The organism is Aureibacter tunicatorum (assembly GCF_036492635.1).
GTDB lineage: Bacteria > Bacteroidota > Bacteroidia > Cytophagales > Cyclobacteriaceae > Aureibacter > Aureibacter tunicatorum.
Window position 1 is genome coordinate 4,315,364 of record NZ_AP025305.1, and the last position, 24,145, is coordinate 4,339,508.

The 24,145-nt window shown below is 38.1% G+C and carries 22 protein-coding genes; 8 read left to right on the plus strand and 14 right to left on the minus strand.

From position 1 onward, the window contains the following. Positions 1–19 precede the first annotated feature (19 nt). A complete protein-coding gene (locus AABK36_RS18130) occupies positions 20–2,569 on the minus strand; it encodes a hypothetical protein (protein WP_309936559.1) in 2,550 nt (849 codons plus the stop codon). Positions 2,570–2,657: 88 nt separating this feature from the next. Here AABK36_RS18130 and AABK36_RS18135 point away from each other — a divergent pair, with 88 nt between their 5' ends. Next, positions 2,658–3,989, plus strand: coding sequence for a protein kinase family protein (locus AABK36_RS18135; protein WP_309936560.1), 1,332 nt, complete (start codon positions 2,658–2,660; stop codon positions 3,987–3,989). 70 nt (positions 3,990–4,059) lie between these two features. After that, positions 4,060–5,178, plus strand: a complete 1,119-nt coding sequence (locus AABK36_RS18140; protein WP_309936561.1) for an ABC transporter substrate-binding protein — start codon at positions 4,060–4,062, stop codon at positions 5,176–5,178. A 61-nt stretch (positions 5,179–5,239) separates the two neighbouring features. Here the strand turns inward: AABK36_RS18140 and AABK36_RS18145 are convergent, their stop codons facing one another. The 3 genes from AABK36_RS18145 to AABK36_RS18155 all read right to left on the minus strand — a co-directional run bounded on the left by AABK36_RS18145 (position 5,240) and on the right by AABK36_RS18155 (position 7,281). Continuing rightward, positions 5,240–5,713 carry a hypothetical protein gene (locus tag AABK36_RS18145; RefSeq protein WP_309936562.1) on the minus strand — a complete coding sequence of 158 codons (474 nt, stop codon included), beginning with the start codon at positions 5,711–5,713 and terminating at the stop codon, positions 5,240–5,242. A 65-nt stretch (positions 5,714–5,778) separates the two neighbouring features. Then, positions 5,779–6,636 (minus strand): carboxylating nicotinate-nucleotide diphosphorylase, encoded by an 858-nt coding sequence (nadC, locus tag AABK36_RS18150; RefSeq protein WP_309936563.1) that lies wholly within the window; start codon positions 6,634–6,636, stop codon positions 5,779–5,781. 60 nt (positions 6,637–6,696) lie between these two features. After that, on the minus strand, positions 6,697–7,281 hold the full coding sequence (locus AABK36_RS18155; RefSeq protein ID WP_309936564.1) for a hypothetical protein: 585 nt from the start codon (positions 7,279–7,281) through the stop codon (positions 6,697–6,699). 269 nt (positions 7,282–7,550) lie between these two features. Here AABK36_RS18155 and AABK36_RS18160 point away from each other — a divergent pair, with 269 nt between their 5' ends. Both AABK36_RS18160 and AABK36_RS18165 read left to right on the plus strand, forming a co-directional pair. Next, a complete protein-coding gene (locus AABK36_RS18160) occupies positions 7,551–8,561 on the plus strand; it encodes a lipid A deacylase LpxR family protein (protein ID WP_309936565.1) in 1,011 nt (336 codons plus the stop codon). A gap of 196 nt (positions 8,562–8,757) precedes the next feature. Further along, positions 8,758–9,120, plus strand: a complete 363-nt coding sequence (locus AABK36_RS18165) for a T9SS type A sorting domain-containing protein (RefSeq protein ID WP_309936566.1) — start codon at positions 8,758–8,760, stop codon at positions 9,118–9,120. 397 nt (positions 9,121–9,517) lie between these two features. On the opposite strand, the gene AABK36_RS18170 is transcribed toward AABK36_RS18165, so the two are convergent. Then, on the minus strand, positions 9,518–11,113 hold the full coding sequence (locus AABK36_RS18170; protein WP_309936568.1) for an OmpP1/FadL family transporter: 1,596 nt from the start codon (positions 11,111–11,113) through the stop codon (positions 9,518–9,520). 35 nt (positions 11,114–11,148) lie between these two features. Further along, entirely contained in the window at positions 11,149–12,390 is a 1,242-nt protein-coding gene (locus tag AABK36_RS18175; RefSeq protein ID WP_309936569.1) for a hypothetical protein, read from the minus strand. Positions 12,391–12,611: 221 nt separating this feature from the next. Here AABK36_RS18175 and proS point away from each other — a divergent pair, with 221 nt between their 5' ends. The 3 genes from proS to AABK36_RS18190 all read left to right on the plus strand — a co-directional run bounded on the left by proS (position 12,612) and on the right by AABK36_RS18190 (position 16,168). Continuing rightward, complete coding sequence (proS, locus tag AABK36_RS18180) at positions 12,612–14,087, plus strand: proline--tRNA ligase (RefSeq protein ID WP_309936570.1); 1,476 nt, start codon at positions 12,612–12,614, stop codon at positions 14,085–14,087. Positions 14,088–14,389: 302 nt separating this feature from the next. Further along, positions 14,390–15,121, plus strand: coding sequence for an SIMPL domain-containing protein (locus AABK36_RS18185; RefSeq protein ID WP_309936571.1), 732 nt, complete (start codon positions 14,390–14,392; stop codon positions 15,119–15,121). Positions 15,122–15,331: 210 nt separating this feature from the next. Next, positions 15,332–16,168 (plus strand): hypothetical protein, encoded by an 837-nt coding sequence (locus AABK36_RS18190; protein WP_309936572.1) that lies wholly within the window; start codon positions 15,332–15,334, stop codon positions 16,166–16,168. Positions 16,169–16,799: 631 nt separating this feature from the next. Here the strand turns inward: AABK36_RS18190 and AABK36_RS18195 are convergent. The 6 genes from AABK36_RS18195 to AABK36_RS18220 form a co-directional block, all read right to left on the minus strand. Further along, the gene (locus AABK36_RS18195) at positions 16,800–17,543 is read right to left on the minus strand and encodes a hypothetical protein (RefSeq protein ID WP_309936574.1); all 744 of its coding nucleotides are present in this window, start codon (positions 17,541–17,543) and stop codon (positions 16,800–16,802) included. Between the two features lie 157 nt (positions 17,544–17,700). Continuing rightward, positions 17,701–18,108 carry a DUF5675 family protein gene (locus AABK36_RS18200; protein ID WP_309936575.1) on the minus strand — a complete coding sequence of 136 codons (408 nt, stop codon included), beginning with the start codon at positions 18,106–18,108 and terminating at the stop codon, positions 17,701–17,703. Between the two features lie 92 nt (positions 18,109–18,200). Then, positions 18,201–18,413 (minus strand): hypothetical protein, encoded by a 213-nt coding sequence (locus AABK36_RS18205; RefSeq protein ID WP_309936576.1) that lies wholly within the window; start codon positions 18,411–18,413, stop codon positions 18,201–18,203. 37 nt (positions 18,414–18,450) lie between these two features. Then, on the minus strand, positions 18,451–19,359 hold the full coding sequence (locus AABK36_RS18210) for a DUF2589 domain-containing protein (protein WP_309936577.1): 909 nt from the start codon (positions 19,357–19,359) through the stop codon (positions 18,451–18,453). 237 nt (positions 19,360–19,596) lie between these two features. Then, positions 19,597–20,337 carry a hypothetical protein gene (locus AABK36_RS18215; protein WP_309936578.1) on the minus strand — a complete coding sequence of 247 codons (741 nt, stop codon included), beginning with the start codon at positions 20,335–20,337 and terminating at the stop codon, positions 19,597–19,599. 137 nt (positions 20,338–20,474) lie between these two features. Then, positions 20,475–21,428, minus strand: coding sequence for a DUF2589 domain-containing protein (locus AABK36_RS18220; protein ID WP_309936579.1), 954 nt, complete (start codon positions 21,426–21,428; stop codon positions 20,475–20,477). A 491-nt stretch (positions 21,429–21,919) separates the two neighbouring features. Between AABK36_RS18220 and AABK36_RS18225 the strand changes: the two genes are divergently transcribed. Next, entirely contained in the window at positions 21,920–22,627 is a 708-nt protein-coding gene (locus AABK36_RS18225; RefSeq protein ID WP_309936580.1) for a response regulator transcription factor, read from the plus strand. Positions 22,628–23,077: 450 nt separating this feature from the next. Here AABK36_RS18225 and AABK36_RS18230 read toward each other — a convergent pair whose 3' ends face one another. Both AABK36_RS18230 and AABK36_RS18235 read right to left on the minus strand, forming a co-directional pair. Further along, positions 23,078–23,785 (minus strand): LrgB family protein, encoded by a 708-nt coding sequence (locus AABK36_RS18230; RefSeq protein WP_309936581.1) that lies wholly within the window; start codon positions 23,783–23,785, stop codon positions 23,078–23,080. Between the two features lie 3 nt (positions 23,786–23,788). Continuing rightward, positions 23,789–24,130 (minus strand): CidA/LrgA family protein, encoded by a 342-nt coding sequence (locus AABK36_RS18235; RefSeq protein ID WP_309936583.1) that lies wholly within the window; start codon positions 24,128–24,130, stop codon positions 23,789–23,791. Positions 24,131–24,145: the final 15 nt, after the last annotated feature.

Genomic DNA, 24,145 nt, shown 5'->3' on the forward strand with positions numbered 1-24,145 from the left:
TTTTGGTTAAAAAATAGCTTTAAAGCTCGTATTTATACATTTCACTAAAATTTCTTCTGGCCTTGGCCAAAGCCATCACAAGGTTATCATAGCCAACCTCTTCAATCATATCTTTGATTCTGGTCCAGGTTTTCAACAATAATTCAACTTCGCCCATAAATTCAGGCATATGCATCCATTGAAGAGACTGAATGATACTCCCTTTGCTTATAAGATTCAAAAGGCCTTCGACAAAGCCTATATCCAATGGCATAGGATTGATTTCGCTATCGATTGCTCTATGTATAAAATATTTGTTAAAATCATTATGAGCACTGACTCCCGACAAGAAATCCTCCAAGAACTTCTTTAGTTTTGCTACCAAGCGCTCTATTTGCATCTCGGCAAAAGCCTGAAAATCCGGATCAGAACATCCTTTTTTCTTCAAGCGTTGTTCATTCAAATCAAATACGGGATCGTGATGAAAAACATGCTCTACTTTAAGTTTATTCGATTTTTTGCATCCTCCAAGATTGCATCTCCCTTCCTTTGGCTGATTTTTTTTCGCGCATTCCAATAAAATATACAAATCAAGTGGAGTCATGCTTTGATCTAATGCATATAAAGCAGGCTCTCCGACTTCCATCTTCTTCACCCAACCACGACTGACTTCGGCATCAACATTAAAATGTGTATTGGATGTATGAATCTCTTCAGCCAATCGATCATGATTGCCAATGAGCAAATCATAAACGTAAAGTTCTCCAAGAGCCGCCAACGTTTTGGGATGTCGAATCACTTCCTCTGTCAAAGCATCGTTTGGTGACATGGTATCCATCTCGGCAATAGACATTCCTCCTGCTTTTTCCATCGCGATAGCGGAGTAGTTCAATGGCAATTTTTGATTTTCTTGCATGGCTTTGTCAAATGGCGAGCCACTCTTTTTAGCTGTGGCAAATTCAGCCAAGGCTTTCAATACCTCTGAGTTACGCTTCAAAACCTGAGCTTTGGGTGCGGTAACACGACGGCCCAACAGATTTATCAAATTGGAGGCCAATGCTTCTCTCACAGGAAATCTTGAATAAAAATCATGCGCGCCATCCCTGTTAAGCAATTTCAAATAATATACTTTGCCTTCTTCTCCATTCTCCTCCCTTTCTTGCAATGAAAATACTTTTCCATGGACACCCTTGTTGACAAAAGTGATCTTGCATGGTTTCATCGAAGCAAGGTCAAAACCCAAATCCGGAGTCAGCAATTCGAAAGTTGAGAAATTTTGAGCGCCAGAATACCTCATCCCTGCGGATTCCATAGACATTGTCTCTTTGGGCTCAAGTTCCATATCAAGCACTGAGCTAACAATACTAGCTGTTTCTGCCTCATCCGATGATGCATCTAGATCTTTTATTCCCAATCGCCTTTTTTCTTGATGCAAGCTCACGCATTGATTACCAATCGAGACATAGCCCATTTCATTGCGTATTTCCCTTTTTCGCTCATCGACAGAAGGAATGTCTTTGCCTTCCTTTTTCCTTCTTTGTGAAGATATCTTGGGATTTAAATAATCAGCAAGAACATCGAACAACTGAATAGCAGGAGGCAACACTACCCATTGAGATCTTGCGACTCCAGCTCCTTGATGAATTTTAGACCACCAATTTTCCGCTCCATCCCAGGGAATTCTTACAACCGGCTTTCCTCCTTCAACTCTTAATGTCATTTGCTTTGTTTTTCCACCATCGCCTTTTATCATTCGAAATTCCAATCGCTTCGCGTAAGGAAAAGTCCTGCTATAGGCAAATGCTTCTTCCAACAAGCTTCTTCCTATTTCCGCCATCATTAATTGTCCAATCCAAGAGTATAGCTGCTGCTTTGCACGCGATGAGGGTACTTGGGCAACGCAAACAACATTAACACTGGTAATTTCATTAGTCAAAGGTATTGACAATAATTCCGAAACAGCTACTGTATGATCCATTTTCACATCATCAGGATAAGCACGTTTTTGCCTTCGGTTTTGTTCCCACAACCATAAATACTCTTGTCTTATTTGATCTGAAATTTCCTTGTAAAATAATTCTCTATCTTGATCGTCCTCAAGCCCTACAGGATATTCTTGTTGAAAAACAGCAAAACCTCTTTCTATTTCGATAATTGCTACTTTAACCCTATTCAGCAACCGACTCAATCTTTGCTTTCTCTCAGCGCTATACGTTACTGCGGCTAATTGGCTATACTCGGATTTTAAAAAATTCACGGCATCCATAGATGTGCTCATCTGTTGCAAATAGCTTCCCTTCCCTTCGTACCTGACAACAGGCGCCTGCATTATTCCAGAATTCTCATGCTCTGAAAAATCCACCTCGCCTTCTTCTGGTATGGTCAATAATGTAGAATCCGATACAGGCGATACTACTCCTTTTGGTTTATTCAATTTTCGAACTACACTCATAAATGCCTTTCCTCCCATAACACACTGTATAGGAGCTTTCTCAGAACTCAAAGGAGGAGGGGACATTGACATGCCTTTCCTGAGCTTCGAGTTAAATCTCTTGCTTTTGCTTAAAGGTTCTTTTGAAAAATATTCCATTAGGCATTTATCCGATATTAGGACAACTTCCTGTAAATATTTTAGTTCTAGTTATACTCTATTCATCAAATAGTTTGTTGAACTATAAATGCATAAATCCTGTCATCATAATTCCTCTAAAGCCACAAAAACGATTATTCAACGGAAGGGCTTAAGCAAACTCCCTCCGTCATTTGGAGGAAGCAATCCTATTCAATGCCTGTTGATGCCAAATTTCACGATTGTTAGCGATGTCTATTTTCCTTTGCAAGGTCTTCAAGGAATTGTATTCTTTATTAAGGATGCTTTTGGGCACGATTACGTAATTAAATTATGCGAAACAGAATCCGCATTGGAAAGAGAGTACTTCGGTTCAAGCTTCATTAGATCAACAGGAAGCCAGCAAGTATCCGCTCCAGACAGCTTGCTTTTAGATTATAGAAGCTCTGAAATGGATTCTTTAAAAACTAGCCTGTCTATGTGGGAAGAGGAAAATGCCATCAAAGCTTTTGAAGCCCTTAATTCTTATAAGGGAAATAAAGTGTTGATTATGGAAAAAGTCAGTGGCGTCCCATTTCATCCAATTCCTGTTGAATTTGGCGGTTCTGAGGAACTCTTGGAAATGGCTCATTCTCCTCAATTAGCGTTGGCTTTGGGTGAAGTCGCTTTTTACGATTTATTGCTGGGAAATTTCGACCGGCTTATGGGGGCGATTAATCCACATAATTTGCTCGTCGATCCTTTAACCAGACTTCACGCTATAGACTCTAGCCTTTCAGTATTTGGCCAAAAGTACTGTGTCGACAAGTTTGCTCCGGAGCTGGTTGGTGAAATACAAAAAGATTTAGCTGAATTTTCCGCCACTTTTCGGCCTTCTTTAAGGTCAGGCGAAAGTTCTCTATCAGATGATTGGGAAATGATCGAATACAACCATCCCTTGCCTGAGAGAAAGTTCGAACTGGCTAAAGATAAAGATCAATTTGAAGAGCTTCTTAGATCCGCAGACACTAACCCTGTAAAACACCGTGAATTCAATGCTTATGTTAGGGATATTCAGCTGAACATGCTTATTCCTATCGTAAATGAAATATTATTGCTCTTTAGAATGGGACAAATCGATGCTTCCAGATTGGCACGTTCCATAGCCTTGCAATATGAAAAAATTTATCAATGCCCATTAGATCCAAAAATAATTGATTTGGGAATAGTTACTGGCTACACTCAAATTTCAAAAAAGCTCCACACGCCTGAATATGTAAGCGAACTCCATGAGCATATTTATCCAGGCATTGAACTTGAAGCGGAAGGCCTCCTCCAAAGCCTATACAAAGTATGCGCTTCACATATCGAAAAGAAAGACCTCTCATTGCTTGAAAAAACCATGGCAAAAGCAATGAACCCTTCCCAAAAACACAAAAGCAAAAAGAAAAAAAGTTCCTGAATTCCTCCTTCGCCAAACATTGTTGATGGATTGAGATTATATTCCTAGGAGTTAAACAAAGAAAGATAAAATGAAATACCGCTACATTGTCGGAATTCTGGGTATCATCATAAGCCTTAGTTTCTATAGTTGCAAAGAAGTGTTGGACAATATAGGTTCCTTGCAAAATCTCTTGCAAATCGGTTTGGTGTCAGATTCCACCAAATCGGGACAGGCTATTATGAAAGCCATAGAGTTCATCAACAAAGAAAGAAAGAATAAAAACCTAACCGAAATTGCTTTAACCCACATCAACCACCTCAAAGACATCGAATCCGGAAAAGAAGCTGTGAAGAAAATTCTTAAAAACAAAGATATCGATGCTTTAATGATGCATGACCCTGATCTCATCATGTCTGCAATGGACTTGGTCAATAAGTATGGAAAAATGGCTTTCATGCTAGCGCCTCATCCCGATATTGCTAATGAAATGCCTACAGGAATGAGAATCTATACATGCAGCAAAGAAGAAGGCAAGATGATTTCTGATTTTATCAATAATGACTCATTGGGCTCCGTTCTCTTTTGGCATGTCGACAATGAGTATGGCAACAGTGTTGTCAATCATTATAAGGAACTAATCGATTCGAATGTTGAAATTCTTCCTGATGTTTCATTCGATAAAGAAAAGCAGGACTTCGTAACTGACATGCTTGATGTCAAATCCAAAGATCCTGAAGCTATCATCATAATCGCTGAAGAAGACAATCTCCCGCATATGTTCAATGCATTGCGTCAAGGGTTGTATGCGCCTCCACTCATTGGAAATCATATGTTCGCTAACTTCTTCGCGACAACGGAAGGCAAGGAAATATCTGAAGACTACCCTAATGAGATCAGTTATACCCGTGAAGACTTTCATAATGAAAAATTCAGAGGCGTTCAACTTAATGATTTCATTAATCAATGGGAAGAATATTTTGGAGAAGCCCCTAGTCTGGCTGAAGCTTATGCTTATGACAACATAAAAATGATGGAATCCGCCCACGAGCAAAACACCGACAGCACAAACGTAGCTATGGAATCTGAGCTACTGAATAAAGAATTCATCTACGATGGTGTGATGGGAGCCTTGAATATTGACAAGCATGGCGACGCTTCTACAAAAATGCAATTAGTGCACATGCATGAACAAGAGGAAACGCCTTAAAATAAAACAAGCTCTATCTGACTAAGATAGAGCTTGTTTTATTTCTATTGATAAGGTTTGATTACTTAATCAACTCTTTTCTACGAAGAATATTTTCTACAAATTTCACTTGAGCCTCCGAAGAAAAAATCTTGTTCGGCCAATAAATCAATTGCACAGGAGAAAGCCAAATAGCAAATCCGTCTTTTGTCAACTGAGCCTTCTTTACCATATCCCATTTCATCGGCATTCCTTGCTTAGGATTTACCTTGATCAAAATTTGGCGGCTATCAATCTCATAGCTCAATTTATCAAAAAGCATCTTGCCTTGCTCATGTTGTGTCACACCAGCAAACTGAACTAACCAGAACAAGCAATAAAGCAACAAAGCTATCGAAGCGCCAATCGTCCACCACCAGCTGGGTATAAAAATTGTTCCTGAAATGATGGCAAGATAAATAAGACCTACCCACCATTGTTTTCTCAAAATATTTTTAAATGCCAACTTTATGAACAATTCCTTGTCCAATTCATATTTTTTTGTCTTTACTATCATCGTTATGAATTATGGAATAATGTGTACTTTTTAAGTTTATGATTCAGAAAGTCCAAGATCCAAGCTTAATATGCTTTAAGACTGATATCCAAGCTCTTAACAGTATGCGTAAGCGCTCCCACAGATATAAAATCAACTCCCGATTGCGCGACTTCTCTGATATTTTCTTCAGTTATCCCTCCTGAAGCTTCGGTCTCAGCTTTACCCGCTATTTCAGCCACGGCCTCTTTCATTTCCTCCACGCTCATGTTGTCCAACATGATGACATCAACTCCACCAACCTCAAGCGTTTCCTTAACTTCATCCAAGTTTCGCGTTTCCACTTCGATACGAAGATCTTTCCCGCTTTCTTTCAAATATTTTTGAGTAGCTATAACCGATTTGGTAATGCCTCCCGCAAAATCATTGTGATTGTCTTTCAACATCACCATGTCGTATAGGCCAAATCTATGATTCGTGCCTCCGCCGATTGCCACAGCCCACTTCTCAAATAATCGAAAATTAGGCGTAGTCTTTCTTGTATCCAATAATTTGGTATGAGTGCCGTCAAGTTGATGAACCAAATGCTTCGTATGCGTCGCAATGCCGCTCATTCTTTGCAGTATGTTCAAAGCCAACCTTTCAGCGCTTAATATAGAACGCGCGGATCCTTTTACAGTCAAGCCGATGTCTCCATACTTGACCAAGTCTCCATCTTTTAGCAATACTTCCACTTCCAATTCAGGGTCTATAAGAAAGAAAACCCTCTTTGCGGCTTCCAAACCAGCGATTACTCCATCAGCCTTGACAATAAGCCTAGCCCGGCTCTTGGCATCAGCAGGTATCGACGCCAAAGAAGAATGATCCCCGTCTCCAATATCTTCCTTGATAGCCATCAATATGGCTTGATCCAGCGCTTCTTCAGTTAAATATTTTAAACTCACGATAATTTATAAATGGGCTAATTATACTCCTAAACTCTTTTCCAACTCCAAAGATAATATCTATTGGGAAATAATTTCGCCTTTTACGTTGAGTAATACCTGTTCTTGGGTCAATATTTTTTGATCACTGCTCATAATGTACTCTTCGAGCAGCCCTTTGTCGTCAAATTTCATTTTCAAATGCCTATCCGCTACGAACAATCCATTATCTTCCATCAAATGGGCTTTTATAGAAACAACTTTGCCTTCCAAGCTATCAATCTCAAGGCTTTTTACTGTGTTTTCTCTTGTAATAGCAGTATCTAAGGTATATTGAATCCTTCGGCCGCCACTTGGTTTATCTATAACGGCTACTTTATACATGCCCTCTAATGAAGGATCTGTAATATCCGCATTAGCGTAAATTGCCAACTCATCTTCCCAGACAACTTTGTTTCCTCTCAAAATCACCTTTTCAGATGTCCCGTTCAGGGTAGCTTCCTTTGATACTTTTGGTCTTAAAGAATCCAATAATTCGATTTGATCTTCCACAAATTTTTTGGAGGAAAAATAAGGCGATTTTCGCTCTTCATGTTGCTCTACAGCATTGCAACCAAAGATATTAAATGTTGCCGCAAGCAAAATATAGATACTCAATTTCATCATTCTCATAGAGTGAAATAAGGGTAAAGTGCTCTGTAAATGTATTATAATCAAGTAATAAAAGCTAGATAATGCGTTTATTTTAGTAGGCGAAATAAGTTCAATGACAAATCCATTGATTTCAACCCTTTAACCTAGTCTATCTTATTAACATGGATTAACGACACCAAAACCTATACGGACAATAGTAATGACTTAGATCCGTTTAGCCGTCGAAAACAGAACTGAATCCCTATACCACACATTTCACTACACAGATCAAACAACCCAATATGAAAAGATATTTATACTTGCTCTTTTGTCTTTTCTTGCCGATTTGCAAAGCCAAAGCTCAAAGCAAAGACAAAAATTCTCAAAATACAGAGCATATTTCAACAACAGACAGCACAAGAATTTTCTCATTCGGAGTAGCTAATGATGTTCCGTATCAAACAGACAAATATTTCAGCAATGGTATATATATGTCTTATCAATCTCAAGGACTGGGCAAATGGCCATTAAGAAAGCTCATGTTGCCAGTGCCAAAAGATCAAGATTTTATTTCTTATTATTCAATAGACCTTACGCATAATTTATACACGCCTCGCTATACCATGGAGCCTGAGACTCACATGGGAGACCATCCGTATTCCTCATACTTACTATTTGGCTATGAGAAGGTAAACTATTCCAACTCCAGAAAAATTAAGTTTGGAAGCAAATTAAGTGTCGGAGTCATTGGTCCGATGGCTGGAGGAGAGTTCGTGCAATCAGGCTTTCATGATGTGGCTCCTGGAGCGGAAGTTCCTGTAGGTTGGGAAAATCAGATTGAAAACGATTTCCTTATCAACTATGGGGCATTTATAGAAAAAGGAATCTGGAATACCAAGCATTTTGATTTGAATGCTCAAGCCAATTTGAATGTCGGTACTCTCTACACGAATGCGGGGGCGGGTATTACGTCTCGTTTCGGATTATTTGAAGGGTATTTCACTGGAAATCCATTAAGAGCCGGAAAGTACAGAGGCAAGAAAAACTGGCAAGTATACGCCTTTTTCAACAACAACCTAAAGGCTGTAGGTTATAATGCGGTTCTGCAAGGAGGTGTATTCAATTCCAATGGAAGCAATGTCTCGATTATAGCCAATGAAGATTTGAACAGGCTCGTGTACGAGCAAACCTTTGGTATCGCCGCTCAGTACAAGGGAATAAGAGCTGAAATAGGCCAAGCTTTCAATACAAGAGAATTCAAAAGCGCCGGCAGCCACATGTGGGGTTATTTAAAGGTAAGTATCGCATTTTGATACAATTAGATGTAAGATTTGCAGTTAAAAGCCTTTTGAAAGGCTTTTAACATTTATTACAAGGCTATAAATAACTTCTTGCGAAATAATGCGTTAATATTACAAATGTTTTGCGATATTTGCATTGCCATAAATATGGCATAATCCATTATTTATTTTAAAAAAATCAAGTTATAAGGAAAACTCTACTATCATAATGAAAATTGCCAAGGCTGTAATATTATTCATTTTCTTTTCTTTTTGCGCCATAAATAGCTATGGCCAAACTGAACAGCCATTCATTGGGTTGAAAAACATGAAGAATCGCGTTCAGCTTTTCTCCAGCCCAACTTCAAGCATTCTGAGTATTAAAATTGACGATGCCAATTTTGACAATCTTCAATTCAAAGTATACAATATCGTAGGCAACGAAGTGGACATTAGTGTTGAAACAGTTAAGAAAAACAATTACTATAGAATACCAACTTCAAAATTCGCCTCGGGATATTATTTCCTTGTCCTCAAAGACGAGAAAACACGATTTCAGGAAGCATTGAAATTCTCCAAAACCAGAGATTAAATTCTGGGTTCATATAAATGCTAAACCTTTCTTATATTCAGAAAGGTTTTTTGTTTTGTTCGATGAAGATTATAATTCTTTACTTTCTGGCTATAAGACACACGTAGCAAAACTATTAACCACTCTACAATAAAGCTCCTTCCTATATTACTTATAGCATTAAGAGATCTCTTTTTGAGGTTTATGCTACTCTTTTAGCATATTATGATTTCCACTGTATAGCAAAAAGCAAGATGTTAAGCAACTTCTTTAAAGTCGTATCTTGTTGACCAACCTTGAATGGCATAGCGCCACTTCTTGTTTACACCCTAAGTCTAGGCATGAAAAAAGCTTTCCAAGAAAGAAGATATTTCGAAGAAAGCTCAAGTAATTATAATGAAATAAATACCTTTTCGATTTAGAATGTAAACCCTAAAGTTACTTGCGTCAACCAATTATTGGTAGAAATATCAGCCACTGGGGTATATAACATTCTTGAATTAGGCCCTGAGGGACCATCTACAGCCATGTTTGGCAAACTATATGGAGAATCTGTAAACTCTCTTCTAGTATTTGTGACTGCGAAGTCCAAGTACCAATCTCTTTTCTTTATCCCTCCACCAAAAGAATATTCATTAATAGCTCCATTGCCAGAATTGTCTTTGATCGGGTCGCCATAATGTGCATAACCAGCTCTCAATCGGAACATTCCTAGTCTAGCCTCGCCGCCCAACTTGACGTTAAATACTGATTGGTAAATACTTCCTATATAGTCATTTTCAAATGAAGGATCAAAATCATTTGACTTCACGGTCATCGCAGAGTAATCCACCCACTCCACATCAGCAGTTATAAAACCATGTTTCCCTATGAAGTAAGAGGCTCCAACGCTTACTTCCCATGGAGTGGATAGCGTCCAATCACTTTTGTAAATCGGACTATATTGATCCGAACCATTGACTTCCAAGATGTCTCCTTCTTTGGCTCCATTAGGAACCGATCTGGTCAAAGTCTCTCCTTGTGTATGAGAATATACATTTTTCTCTCCTACTTCATATTGCCATGCATCAAAATAAGAACTAAGAGCCATATCTTGCTCTTCTCTCATCCAGTAATGAGTAGGAGTCTTCACGTTTACACCTATATTCAAAGCAGGAGTCGGTTTATAGATCGCTCCAAAAGTTCCGCTTACTCCTGTTCCGTTTAATCTATAATTTTCAAATAGCTCTTGAGCTATCAAAGGCGTTTCAATATATTCTTCCACATATTCTGTTTCTTTTCTAAAATACATGGTATGCAGGCTAATCGATGCTCCTAAAAACAATTTATTCTTATAATTGCCTCCATAGCCAGCCGTCCATTGGTACTCGTTTCCGTAAGTTCGGACATTGTTTTCCTGATAAGTAGAATACTCTTCATCCGGAACGTCTCCAGGGATATATCTATCATATCTTGAAGTTCCATTGCTACTCGAGTAATGATCTATCAAATAAGCGTCATAAGCCATGTCGGAATAAGTTCCGCCACCTCTATTGGCTTCATGGACGTAAAAATCATTGATATCATTATCTGAATTGTAGCCTTTATAAGCATAACGTGAATTAAAGTCTTTCACCCTATTCAATGAAAAACCCCAATTTCCGCCACGCCAATCCCCTGGAAGGAAATCTTTCTTCGTAGCATTGTGGACATAAGAAATATTTGACAATGTCATATTAGTTTGATTCGCATCCGTTGACTGTCCATAATATTGTCCTTGAGCATTGTTGAAATTCAAGCCTATGGATGCATTGAAGTCTGACCTTCTATAAAAGCCTAGACCTGCCGGATTAGAAACAATAGAAGTAGCATCCCCGCCCAAGGAAGTGTATGATCCTCCAAGTCCTTGCATTCGGGCTGTGCCTCTGTAATCATTTCTTGATAATCCAATGTAATCAACCTGAGCACTTGCAGCATTGCTTATCAACAATGAAGCGCCAGCTATTAGGCTGAAAAAAAATATTTTTCCTTTCATCTTCACAATTCTTTAATACCTACTTCTATGAAAAATCAATTTCTTCTTGACGGTCTGGAACCTCCTCCTGAAGACCTACTGCCTCCCGAAGATCTTTGAAAACTTGATGATCTCTGCGTAGAAGACCTCTGATATGAGCTTCTATTGTTTGATTTTGGCGTTGTATTATATGTTCTAGAACTTTGAGATCTATTATTATTGGAGTTATTATACGATCTATTGTAAGTTCTTTGAGAATTCGAAGATCTACTCGCATTATAAGATCTATTCTGAGTCGTTCTCTGAGATCTTGACTCGTAAGTTCTATTAGTGCCTGAAGAAGCTTGTCTTCGACTTTGTTTATAATATTCGTTTTGAGTGGATGTGTAATCCCTTTGGTCATTGGCGTATTTAACTCTTGAGTTAGCTCTGGACGGAGAACTTCCTGATCTTGCGTCAGACCTATCTACCGTTGATCCAGATGTTCTGTTGCTAGGTCTTCCTCTCACAACTTCTCTGGAGTTACCTTCTTTTGGAGGAACAATGATTACAGGTGGTCTGTAATAAGGAGGGTAATGCCCCCAGCCCCAACCATTTCCATACCTTGGGTAAAATGGGTTGTATCCATAATAAGGATGTCCCCAAGGTGACCAAGGGTTGTACCATGGATCATAAAAAGGGTCGTAAAACGGATATCCAAAGCCATAGTTAAAGCCCATGTTCCAGTGCGGATTCATGCCCCAGCCGATGCCAATGCCAAATGAGCTGCCATACCCATATCCTCCCATATAATTGAAGCTTGTGCTAACAGTTACTTGAGGGTCGGAGTTAGTATAGTATCTATTCGACTCTTCTGGCTTAGCCGCATATCGATCATATGTAGCTTTATCCATGCTATAATCAGCAGCGCTGAACATCTGAGAATAAAAGCCTGTAGAATCAACTTGAGTATCGGCATTGTAAGAAGCTTCTGTTCCTTCTGCTTCACGAGCATACCCTGTTCTAGCCTCTTCAGCTTGTTTTCTATATTTCTCAATATATTCAGGATTCACATTGCTTGACGAATAATTTTCATCCGAAGCCTCGAACGTAGGAAAAGTCGCTGAATAATTCGAATTTTGCGTGCTTGTTTTGCTTTTGGAAGGTTCTGAATACTCCAACACTGGTGACTCTTGACGATCTCTTTCTGAAAAGTACATATCGTCAATTTCTTCATTTTGAGCAAAAACATCCCTGCTGATTAAAGAACAAACCACCAAGGCAAACACCGCAAACAAATTTCTCCGAAAAAGCTTCATATGAATCAACAATTTAAATTTCAACGCATTGGTATATATTAATACGCAATAAATACAAAAATAGTCTTGCGAAAGGACAAAAACTTTATGTTTCAAGCAAAGCTTTTTTCCCGCTGACTATATATTGAAAAGGATTTGACAAATGACTAAGAATAATCCTTTATATTTGCACATTATTTTACTAGCTTAAGATACAAATTCATATCAAATACAAAAAAGAAATGAGCAAAGGATTGCCAAAAAGATCGGAAGACTACTCATTGTGGTACAACGAGTTAGTCAAAAAAGCTGACTTGGCAGAGAATTCAGCAGTAAGAGGTTGCATGGTTATCAAGCCATATGGTTTTGCCATTTGGGAGAAAATGCAAGCTGTTTTAGACCAGAAATTCAAGGAAACAGACCACTCCAATGTCTACTTCCCCATATTCATACCCAAATCATATTTAAGCAAAGAAGCCAACCACGTAGAAGGTTTCGCAAAAGAATGCGCTGTAGTTACTCACTACAGATTGAAAAACGATGAAAATGGCGGCGGCGTAGTTGTGGATCCCGAGGCAAAACTTGAAGAAGAGCTTATCGTAAGGCCCACTTCTGAAACTGTGATCTGGAGCACTTACAAAAACTGGATTCAATCTTACAGAGATCTTCCTTTGCTATACAACCAATGGGCGAATGTAGTAAGATGGGAGATGAGAACTCGTCTATTCCTGCGAACTGCTGAGTTTTTATGGCAAGAAGGACATACTGCGCATGCTACCAAACAAGAAGCGATAGAAGAAACGGAATTGATCCTTGACATCTATGCGAACTTCGTAGAGCAAATATTGGCATTGCCTGTAATCAAAGGGCGCAAATCCGAAAGCGAAAGATTCGCTGGCGCTGACGACACTCTTTGCATCGAAGCTATGATGCAAGATGGCAAAGCATTGCAAGCAGGTACTTCTCACTTTCTAGGTCAAAATTTCGCCAAAGCCTTTGACGTGAAATTCACAAACAAGGATGGCAAGCAAGACATGGTTTGGGGTACTTCTTGGGGAGTCAGCACGAGATTGATGGGCGCGCTTATCATGTCTCATTCTGATGATCAAGGCTTGGTGCTTCCTCCTAAGTTGGCGCCTACTCAAGTGGTTATTGTACCTATTTACAAAGGAGACGAACAATTCGAGAAAATTTCCGCCGTAGCAAAAGACATCCAGTCCAAGCTAAGAGCTAAAGGCGTTTCTGTCAAATACGACAACAGAGACACTTACAAGCCTGGTTTCAAATTCAGCGAATGGGAAATGAAAGGCGTTCCAGTGCGTATTGCTATTGGACCAAGAGATCTTGAAAATGGCACAGTAGAGCTTGCGCGAAGAGACACAAAAGAAAAGCAAATCGCTAATGTAGACGGTCTAGATACTCAAATTGTAGAGCTATTGGATGAGATTCAAGAGAACATCTACAACAAAGCAAAGACTTTCCAAGAAGAAAATACTTACAAAGCTAATACTTGGGAAGAGTTCGTTGACATCATCGAGAATAAAAATGGCTTTGCTCTCGCTCATTGGGACGGAAGCGCTGAAACTGAAGATCAAATCAAAGAAAAAACAAAAGCTACCATTCGTTGTATTCCTTTCGACACTCCAGAGGAAGAAGGAACTTGCATACTTACAGGTAAGCCGTCAAATAAAAGAGTATTGTTTGCTAAGGCATACTAATCACTCTAATTACTATCATACAACAAAGCCGAATGGAAATTCCATTCGGCTTTGTTATTTCAGCGTATCAATGATATTATTTAGGTTTCCATTTTCTTGCAGGTTTATAATCAGTATAATACCTACCTGAAACCTTAGTGTAAAAGCTTCATTTTCGCCAAACTTTTAACTACTAAGTCCTTGTCAGCGTATGGTACTATTTTCAAATCAGCACCATTGCTTGCTTTAAATTTAAAAAGGAATTTGAACAAATGATTTTTTAAAATCTTAAGGCCATTTATATTTAAATAAATTTATATTTTATGAAAGAAAATTTAAACACTATCATTCTCGCTTTGGCAATAATTATTTCTTCTATTTCTTTGGGAAATGCTTATAAAAATCGAAATAAAGTCAAGGGAGAAATCCAAGTTACGGGTCTAGGCAAGACAGATTTCAGTTCGGATCTTATTGTTTGGGAAGGAAAATTTGGAGCTGAGAATAAAGATTTGAAACAAGCGTATATTACCCTTGAAAAGGATAAGAACCTAATCAAAAAATACCTTATTCAAAAAGGAGTCAAGAGTGAAAATATAGTTTTCAGTGCTGTAAAGACTAAACAAGTCAACAAGAACAACTATTCACCCAATGGAGAATATATAGGAGAAGAGTTTTCAGGATATCAACTCGGACAATCTATACAGATAGAATCGAAAGATGTAGAAAAAATAGAGCAGATATCGCGAGAAATCACAGAACTACTGAATCAGGGAGTAAAGCTTTATTCCGAATCTCCAAGGTATTATTATACAAAGCTAGCGGATTTGAAAGTTGAAATGATCTCCAAAGCAACAGAAGATGCTCGAATCAGAGCAGAAAAAATTGCCGAAAACTCTGGAGGAGAATTAGGTAATCTAAATTCTGCAAAAATGGGAGTATTTCAAATTACAGGACAAAATTCTAAAGAAAATTATTCATGGGGAGGAACTTTTAATACCAGTTCAAAAGAAAAAACAGCATCGATTACCATGAAGCTAATATATTCGATAAAATAAATTAATTGTTCTAAATGAAAATTAATTATCCCCATATATTCTAGTTGAACCTCTAGCTCAGATCTGAAATTCACCCAAAAGTATCAGTCTATGCCATAGCCTTTGATTATAAAATATTGTGTGATTAATATGCCATCAGTTGGGTTAAAGACAATAAAAGAGCAACAAACTTTTCTTATACGAAGCATGTTCCTTCTCTAAAAAACAACTATGCGAAAAATATGCTTCATAATTCTCTCCTTCATAGGCATTGTTTTTTGGTCTTGTGATGATCAGAAGCTTCTCCAAGACTCTATAGAAATGAACCTTCCCTCAGATCTTCCCGAGTTATTCATTCCCGGCCAGACCATTCACTTCGTATTACATCCGACTAATAATTATGAAAAAATCGGTGTGGCAGAACTTAACCATGTCGAAGTAGAAAAAGATGGTCAAGAGTTATTTTCTAGATTACCTCGAACATCTGATGACGGCTTTACTTTTAGATACATTGTACGTAGTGAAGATTTAGGAAAAAACATAACTTTCACATTCACAGGAGTTCTTAATAATACTGTTATGGCTAGCTCTGACTTCAGTATTCAAGTTATTGACTCGTATGATCAAGTAGGCTTTTTCAAACAAAGCTACACGCATACTATCACTGGCGATGCAAAAGAAAGTATCAATAATATCTTGTTAGACTCTCCTATCCGCACCGTGGTTCCACAGGCTGCTGACCTAACAGTATTTCAAGCAACAGATGGAGGCCGTCCAGCAGGAATTAGATCTCCCGACAGCTTAGAGCTTTCGCCTTCCAATGTTACTCAACTTGTTTCTTTAGGAAGATTATACTTACTAGATATAGATAATGCTCAAACTCTTACGGAAAGAATTATTTCCGCTTCAGAAGACAAAATCACAGGGCAAACATCATATTCTTTCGATAATGCTGGGGGAATCTATTCTTATTCTACTCGATTTTCGCATGCTGGAATTATTCAGGTAGAATCTGTCACGAATAGAAATATGACGTTAAACATCTATGGACTTTATATCAAAGAATAAATTCTATCACTACTTTACCCGATAGATTTGAGATTAATCGATTTAAAATAATAAAGGCTAATTTTGGAATTGCGATACTCCTCAATTAGCTTTTAAGGTTTGGAGGCATAAAAAACGACATGAATTTTAATTCATCTTGTCAAAGAAATTAGAAGCAGCCGCTCTGTTAGTTTATCAGAAATTTCTGATAAATTAGACATGAAAATAAAAGTATCTTCATTAGAAAAAAGAATTCAATATTTTCATAAAAACAAACCACTGATTATAAGCAAGTTAATGCATTACCTCAGAGTTTTATTCACCATAAAAAACTGACGCTCAGAATTAACCATTCTGAATGGGATTATGAAAAACCTAAAGTCAATATACTGTGTATTATGGCTTGTATTGGAAAAACAGGAATTCCTATTTACTTTGAAATTCTCGACAACATAAGCGGAAACAGTAATAAAGATGATAGAATAACCCTTTTGAAGCAGTTGATTGACCTAATTATAACAATAGATTGTATTGTACCTTTTTCATTATTTAAAAAATTAGAAAAAATCAGATCATCTACATTATTTGCTTTAGAAGCAGCCTCAGTATTCTCTATTATAATGAAAAAACTGTCCTGATTCGAGGATCATTTTCAATTTTTATTCTTCTTAATTTTTTCCATCCAAATCAAGCTAGCTTCTTCAAACCTATCCTTAGAGAAGTGCCCATTCACTATAAGATTTGGCGTATTGACCTTAAGAATAGTATCTATATCCCGTTGCATTAAAGAAAGATAAAACTCATCCAATTTAGATCTGTAATAATCAATGAATTCCATTCTATTACGAATACTGTTTTTAAAATATATTTCTAAGTAATGCAGATAACTATGTTCTCCTAATCTTCGAACTCGTTTAGACTCAACCTGTACCAAATCAAGATCTGTCGAATAATTTATTTCATTGTATTGTAAGTGAGCTAGATAGTCACTAAAAAGACTCTGATTTGTTAATAATACAAATCCACCATGACATCCATAATGAAACAGTGAATCAGGGACTTGAGTTCTTCTTACGCTTTGATGATCGGCAATTAATATCGAGCTTATTTCAATTAATTTATCTTCAATTTTAATCGTATCATATTGAACTTTTAAATACCAAAATTGAGGCTCTTTAAAGTAGTTTAATAAATATTTTGTTCTTTCATCGATACTTTTACATACATATGTTTCAAGAAAGCTGTCAAAATACTTCTTCTCAGAATCAAAAGTTTGAAATTCACTTTTGCCACAATCACCATCTGTTTTAGCGAATTGAGCAAATAATAACAAGCATATAACAACAAACTGTTTAACCATTTTTTTAGAGTTGAAATCAAAATCTAACTCAAGCATGAGTCATAACCATATTCATCTTTGTTGTCTCTTTTTCTAGTTTCCAAACAATTAAATTCATTAGCAAATACACATAAACAAATATAACAATATTAAATAAATATATTCATAAAAACATCTTATTTCATTAAAACCGAACAAACTATTAGTTAAAAATCTAACTTACCTCTAAAACATGCGTCTCCGAACCCAGTACATCCAATAAATTGCGAAGCGTCTGTCTGCTAAATGTGATGTCCGTAATGCCATCCTTATTGATATCGGCATAAGACTTCCCTACTGCGATACAGCCTCTGAGCTGATTCACATAATTGGCGGAATGAATACGGATCAAATCTCTCTCTGGAACTTCGGCAACTTCCAAACATATGCCATATGCGTTGCTGACATATGGCCTTAAAGGGTATTCGCCAACAGGTATGCAACTAATATTTCGACGGTTTCTAAACCAGGGAAGCTCTAGCGTCGCGCAATCAAACTTGATAAGTTGCTCGTCCTCTATCACCATCAACCTACCATAAGTCGCGTACGAATTTTCAAATACTCTTTTCAATATCACTTTCATGTTCATAAACTCTAATGATTACATAATCAAGGGCTAAAGACCTCCGCTTTCATCGACAGGATTAATGCGCGAAGGCCTGCAAACCAACACCCTTATCTTTGGAAATTCTTGGCTTCATGAACCATCTTTTCGGCTAATACTATCTCTTGGATATGCTCCTTCATGCCCTTAGGCACATTCATATCCATTGTTAGTCCACATGATGGACATTCTATGGCCCTAAGCTGCAATAGGCTTTCCATGGTAAACTTGATGTTAAAATCACACTGAGGGCACTTCAATCCCGGGTTGTTTTGATTTGACATATTGGTGTGTTTATTATGTAAGAAAATTATATATGATTTAAGAAGCCGGCTGGCCTATGAATTCTATTTGCCCATTCGACTTAATACGAGGATCTTGATCGACAAATACTTTCACATAGGCCATGCCTTGTTGATATTCATCTTTGAATACTTCTCCTGACAATTCAAATGCGGCGATTCCCTCCGCATTGGTTGTCTGTTTCAACTCTGTCTGGCTGAATACAACACCCGGCAAGGCATTGCTGATTTGCAAACTTACTATCTCATCCGAAATTTCATTATTCTTCATGTCTTGATACGAGACAGTAATCGTCAATGAAAATGGATACACTTTTTGATTAAAGCCTGTACTCGAAAGTTGCGTTGTATCGATTTTAGGCATTTCGGGAGACACTGACAGCTTTCCATCCGGCTCTTCCTCCAAATGAGACGCCTCGTTCAAAGCTTGCATCAAATTCATCAATCCCCCTGGCAAATCCGCTTGCCCCATATGCAACTTCACTTTCATATTGGAATTGACACTCTCTTTGCTTGTGCTGCTTCCTTGCGTGGGAGCCATCGAGCCTTTCACCTTCGTTTGCTTCTTCTTGACAGGAACAGGATCTCCTCCTTCTGGCGGCACCTCAAGCACCTCCACTTCTTCCAAACTATGAGAAAGCTGCACTTCCATGTCAAAGTCCGCTTCTTTGATCTGAAGCAAGGGTAGTTGGATAATCGAGAGCGCAGGAACCCTCATAATTCGATTACGGCCATCTACGGTGTAGGTAAACGATATCATTCTCAATTTGCCCAAGTCCGCTTCGCCATTCGCGCCTATCTCAAAGCCATACGTTTTGATAAATTCATCTATACGGCTAGACAAATTGATATCCGCGCTAATCACTGCGTTGAGCGGAGCTGAAAACAACTCTTCAAGTCCTGCTGCTGAATCTTCGTAAAAACTCATAATAGATATCTGGTTTATTTCTTAAGGGTGTTAAGTAATGCCGCATGCATAAGCATGCTTAGTAAACTCCGAGTTGCCCCGCATCTCCATTTCAACCCGGAGTCTGGTGTTATGAAAAGAGTGGGCATTCCTTCGAATGCCCGATAGGTGTCACATGGTATTCATTCGTTAATCTTCATTTGCATTGCAACTTTCCATCATCTTCATTCTCAGAAAGTCGCCGACTGCTTTGCTTTATCAAGCGGCGCTATCGCTATTGTTTTTGGAGGATACATTTTTCAATGAAAGCACCAATTTTGCTTTCTGAATCGAGCTGTCCGGAAGCTCTTGCAACTTGTTCTCATCAAGAGTAATGCTCATTCCTTTGTAAATAATCGTATTTACATTCAATTTAAAAGCATTGGCTCTGTCTCCCATATTCAGGTAAATACTCCCAAAACCTGTACTTTCGTACACAGGCTTGATTTTGTCATCATCAAGCAATACTTCCGTGACAGACTCTTCCAGCAAAGTGTAAGTGCCAATGTCTTGCAATAAGCTTACTGGTATCGACGTCGGATCCAAGTTCAACTTCAATGCATTGACGAACTTAGTCTCAAACAAGCCCAATATCGGCTGCACAAATCTTCCATCCTTAAGTCTTGCGATGATCTCGTCCTTTTCGACCTCAGAACCGATAGAAGAATTGTTTCTGACATGCGTTTCGATATGGGTGAAAATATTGTCGATATGCGCTTCAGCTTCATCCTCAATAGCATGATATATTCGCACATAATCCACAGCTTTGATCTGCGGCGCGTCATAGCCCTCTTGGTAAGCGTAACAGAAGTCTAAAGTGACTTCCTTCACTTCCGCCACAGGTATGGGAAACAAGCGATCCTTGATACTAGCATGCTTGTCTGCCGAAAATTTATAGGATTCGTACTGGGCCAGCGCTAATCCTTCCAAAATATTGGATACTACGTTTTCGATTGTCATAATTTTAATATTGAAAGTCTGAAATAGAATAAAACGGACAGGCATCAGCTATTAAGATGCTTGCATTCCCGATAGAGCAATTAAATATCAGGGACAAACGCCCTCCTCACATAAGGAAGACGTTTATTTTAAGAGGTTTATTCACCTCCACCACCTCCATTAGCTTCTGGAGCGACGCCGTTTAAGTATATTTTACCACTTTCTTTCAAGTCACCCATTGATAACTCAAAAGGAACTTCTATACTAATATCACCACTAGCTGTATAGCTACCAGAAATATCAAACTCAACGCGACCTTTGCTATCCGTTTCCAAAGGATCTGTTGGAGCTGGAAGAGTTACTTTTGCATCTCCAGCATCAGTCAATCCAGTATAAGTCAAAGTCACACCCTCGCCAGCAGCGTACAACCCAGTTCCATTCATTGCTTGCACTTTTAGCTTACCACTAAAGTTACCTCCTGCAAACTCAGAGATCACCAAGTCTTCGAATATGAAGTCTCCATCCTTAGACACTCCAGTGATACTTTGCTGCAATATGTTCAAGACAGCCGACATACCTGAAGGCATATCCGATTGGCTTGCGTGCACATTGACATCCATAGTGTATTCCACCGAATACTTGGACTCTGAAGAAGCTTTTGAGTCTTTCTTGCTTGAGTAGTTGGCTCCGAAGCTTGACTTGATACTGAAAGGTCCCCATCCCGCTTTCATCGTTCCTTTTACCGAACCAGAACTAGCAACGCTAGAAGAAGAAGAGCTCACAGAAGATGAAGAAGCGGAAATATTCGCCTTGAAATTAATGTTGATCTCATCCACAGCGATATAAGGAATTGGCACAATTGTCAAGATCGGTACGATAAGCTTGGTCATCTTACCATCTTTGTTATACATGAATGTAACATTGACAGCTTCTTTCTGTCCAGTGTCCTTGTTTTCATTCAAACCAACATGCTCAATAAACTCCCAGCTAGTCTTTGCCGCTTGTGCCTGAGCGCTAATAGCCGCATCCAAAGGTCCACCTATCAAACTCGAGAAAGGAATCGCCTGCAATGCATTCGTTGCCACCGTAGATGGCGTAGTGTCAATTGCCATAATGTTAAAATTTAATTAGTTAGAAATATGAAATTTACTTGACCGGTCATCCATCCTAACAGGTATCAACACTTCGCAAAACGTTGTCTTCCGAAACGTTGTCCTCAAAGGATATGACAAAGTAAAAGAATCGACTCCTTTCGCACTAGAGTGCAAATACGCTAAAGCCAGTTTCCAACAAATTAAGGTATTAACACCCCATTTTCACTTCAGGTAATTTTACGCTACAGTATAAATTCCCCTCATACTAACTTGTGAACGGTTACAATTAGTTTTTCAACACTACCTATTCAATCATGAAACACTCCTATTATTCTTTAAAATTATTTACTTATTCAAGAAAAACGGTTTATTGCATATTTGTTCGATTTTTCGATTTGCAAAAGTATCTATATCGGCCCAGCAATAGTCACTTATGAACTGTGGCAATCATATAGTCAACTTCTTTTATACATATTCTCACTAACTATTTCATCATAATTATTTCAACAATGACTACTACGAACAACAAACAAAACACTAACATTTTTATTATCAGCGACAAAAATCTTGTTGCGGAAGGACTTAAACTTTGCTTGGGTAAAATCTCTTTCATTTCGAATATTTATATTCAAAATAATTTCGAAAAAATTAGATCCATGCTGCAAAGCCATCAACAAGAAGACAATCAATGGATTTTTATCATAGAACTTGACAGCGATTGCAACTACAGCCAGTACTTAGATACTATAGGATCACTATTTCCATATATCGATTGCAAATACATAGCTTTATATCCATCGTATGAACTTGAAAACAATAGCCATTGGCTTGAGAAAGGCTTCAACGCCTACCTTCCCATCAATATTTGCTGCCATGAATTCAGAACAGCTATAGAAGCTATTCATTTGCAAGGTTACTATATCAATAAAAATCATATCGCTGACATTCGTATCAAACCAGAAGGCGACAAAAAAGACTCTATCCAAGACCTGCTTACGCCAAGGCAAATTGAAATCATTGAGCTAATCGTTTGCCAGCAAATGAGCAATGAAGAAATCGCCGAAAAGCTTTTCATCAGCAAAAGAACGGTGGAAGGACATCGTATTCGAATATTGAATGCTTTAAAATTAAAAAACACATTAGGACTCGTCGTCATGGCTATGATGAACAATTGGTTTAGCCACGAAACGATCAAAATCAAAACACAAGATATTTAAGTCCAAAGCAGGGATAAATCTAATAAAAATTAGCTCAGAGTCCCTGCGGACTCATACTTTTATTTATTTGATAAATTAAAAAGCATAACTTATCCACTTTTCCACATCTAAATGTGCATAATTATAATTGATAATTTTCTTAAAAAGAGTAAATAAGGATTATATATACTATTTATCCACATATTGTTGATAAAGTATTCAACATCCTAAAGAATTTTTAAAACCTGATGGCCTAAATTGAAAATAATCAGCTTTAATACATTATCAAACTGCCATTATTCAGAAATAATTCACAATACAATACTGCTAGATTCAAATAATGAGGATAATTGTTCATAATAGAGCTATTTATCCACAATATTTGTGAATAAATAGCTTAATATTTAATATTCAGCAAGATAAATAATAAGTTATCTACAACACTTATCCACATGGTGTGGATATGATGAATTAAATTTCCACAAACATCAAGACAAGCTCCAACAACAATGGAGTCACCACTGCTGTAATCACACCACAAATTCCCAATGCTAGTCCTCCATAAGCGCTATGTTCTTTGCCTAGCTCCGATACAGCAGCCGTTCCTAATCCGTGAGAAGCCGCTCCCATAGCCAAGCCCATTGCTTTTGAATGCTTCACTTTTGTCAATTTCAAAAAGCCAATGCCAAAAATCGACCCTGTAAGCCCCGCCAACATGACAAACACCGCAGTCATCGATGGCACTCCTCCGATATTTTCCGCGATGCCCATCGCTATAGGCGTAGTCACTGCTTTGGGGAGCATTGATAAGATCACCTCCGAAGAAGCTCCAAACAACTTCCCAATAATCATGACAGCAATCACACCGCTTATACTGCCAGCGAATGTGGATACAAGTATCGCTTTCGCTTCTTTTTTTATCGTAGGTAGTTGCAAATAAAGCGGCACTCCGAGAGCTACTACGGCAGGCCCTAAGAAGAAGCTTATGATGTTTCCTCCTTGGCTATATTCTTCATATGATATACCCCGCGCATGCAAAAAAGCAATGATCACAGCGATGCTCACCAAGATAGGGTTAAGAAAAAAATATCCAAACCTCTTATGCAGCAATCTCGCTAAATGATACACGCAAAAGGTAAAAGCTATAGAAAATTCCGGACTTTTGAAAATGTCTTCCATAAACTAAGATTCATCGCTTTTCAGCCATTTATAAGAATACGCAACCACAAACATGATCATGAAGGTGCTCAATACACATGACAGCAATATCGCCATCCATTCATTTTTAATCACATCCAGATATAGCATCAACCCCACTCCCGGCGGAATGAAAAAAAATGCCATTTCCTTATTCAATAAGTCAGAAGCAGGCTTCACTGATTCTACATCAATCCATTTGAAATGAAGCGACAAAGTCATCAGCAGCATGCCGATAATACTTCCTGGGACTGGTATTCCCAGCAAAGCACTTAAAGCATTACCTGCGAACAGCAATGAAAATATAATCGTCAAACTCTTAATCATCCCCTCTACCCTATT

Coding starts and splice junctions, on each gene's coding strand:
- AABK36_RS18220 (WP_309936579.1), bottom strand. CDS start 21,428: ATGGCAATTGACACTACGCCATCTACGGTGGCAACGAATGCATTGCAG.
- AABK36_RS18165 (WP_309936566.1), top strand. CDS start 8,758: ATGAAAATTGCCAAGGCTGTAATATTATTCATTTTCTTTTCTTTTTGC.
- AABK36_RS18140 (WP_309936561.1), top strand. CDS start 4,060: ATGAAATACCGCTACATTGTCGGAATTCTGGGTATCATCATAAGCCTT.
- AABK36_RS18155 (WP_309936564.1), bottom strand. CDS start 7,281: ATGATGAAATTGAGTATCTATATTTTGCTTGCGGCAACATTTAATATC.
- AABK36_RS18200 (WP_309936575.1), bottom strand. CDS start 18,108: ATGAAAGTGATATTGAAAAGAGTATTTGAAAATTCGTACGCGACTTAT.
- AABK36_RS18160 (WP_309936565.1), top strand. CDS start 7,551: ATGAAAAGATATTTATACTTGCTCTTTTGTCTTTTCTTGCCGATTTGC.
- AABK36_RS18185 (WP_309936571.1), top strand. CDS start 14,390: ATGAAAGAAAATTTAAACACTATCATTCTCGCTTTGGCAATAATTATT.
- AABK36_RS18145 (WP_309936562.1), bottom strand. CDS start 5,713: ATGATAGTAAAGACAAAAAAATATGAATTGGACAAGGAATTGTTCATA.
- AABK36_RS18205 (WP_309936576.1), bottom strand. CDS start 18,413: ATGTCAAATCAAAACAACCCGGGATTGAAGTGCCCTCAGTGTGATTTT.
- AABK36_RS18135 (WP_309936560.1), top strand. CDS start 2,658: ATGCATAAATCCTGTCATCATAATTCCTCTAAAGCCACAAAAACGATT.
- AABK36_RS18215 (WP_309936578.1), bottom strand. CDS start 20,337: ATGACAATCGAAAACGTAGTATCCAATATTTTGGAAGGATTAGCGCTG.
- AABK36_RS18170 (WP_309936568.1), bottom strand. CDS start 11,113: ATGAAAGGAAAAATATTTTTTTTCAGCCTAATAGCTGGCGCTTCATTG.
- AABK36_RS18195 (WP_309936574.1), bottom strand. CDS start 17,543: ATGCTTGAGTTAGATTTTGATTTCAACTCTAAAAAAATGGTTAAACAG.
- AABK36_RS18235 (WP_309936583.1), bottom strand. CDS start 24,130: ATGATTAAGAGTTTGACGATTATATTTTCATTGCTGTTCGCAGGTAAT.
- AABK36_RS18190 (WP_309936572.1), top strand. CDS start 15,332: ATGCGAAAAATATGCTTCATAATTCTCTCCTTCATAGGCATTGTTTTT.
- AABK36_RS18225 (WP_309936580.1), top strand. CDS start 21,920: ATGACTACTACGAACAACAAACAAAACACTAACATTTTTATTATCAGC.
- AABK36_RS18175 (WP_309936569.1), bottom strand. CDS start 12,390: ATGAAGCTTTTTCGGAGAAATTTGTTTGCGGTGTTTGCCTTGGTGGTT.
- AABK36_RS18210 (WP_309936577.1), bottom strand. CDS start 19,359: ATGAGTTTTTACGAAGATTCAGCAGCAGGACTTGAAGAGTTGTTTTCA.
- AABK36_RS18230 (WP_309936581.1), bottom strand. CDS start 23,785: ATGGAAGACATTTTCAAAAGTCCGGAATTTTCTATAGCTTTTACCTTT.
- AABK36_RS18130 (WP_309936559.1), bottom strand. CDS start 2,569: ATGGAATATTTTTCAAAAGAACCTTTAAGCAAAAGCAAGAGATTTAAC.
- proS (WP_309936570.1), top strand. CDS start 12,612: ATGAGCAAAGGATTGCCAAAAAGATCGGAAGACTACTCATTGTGGTAC.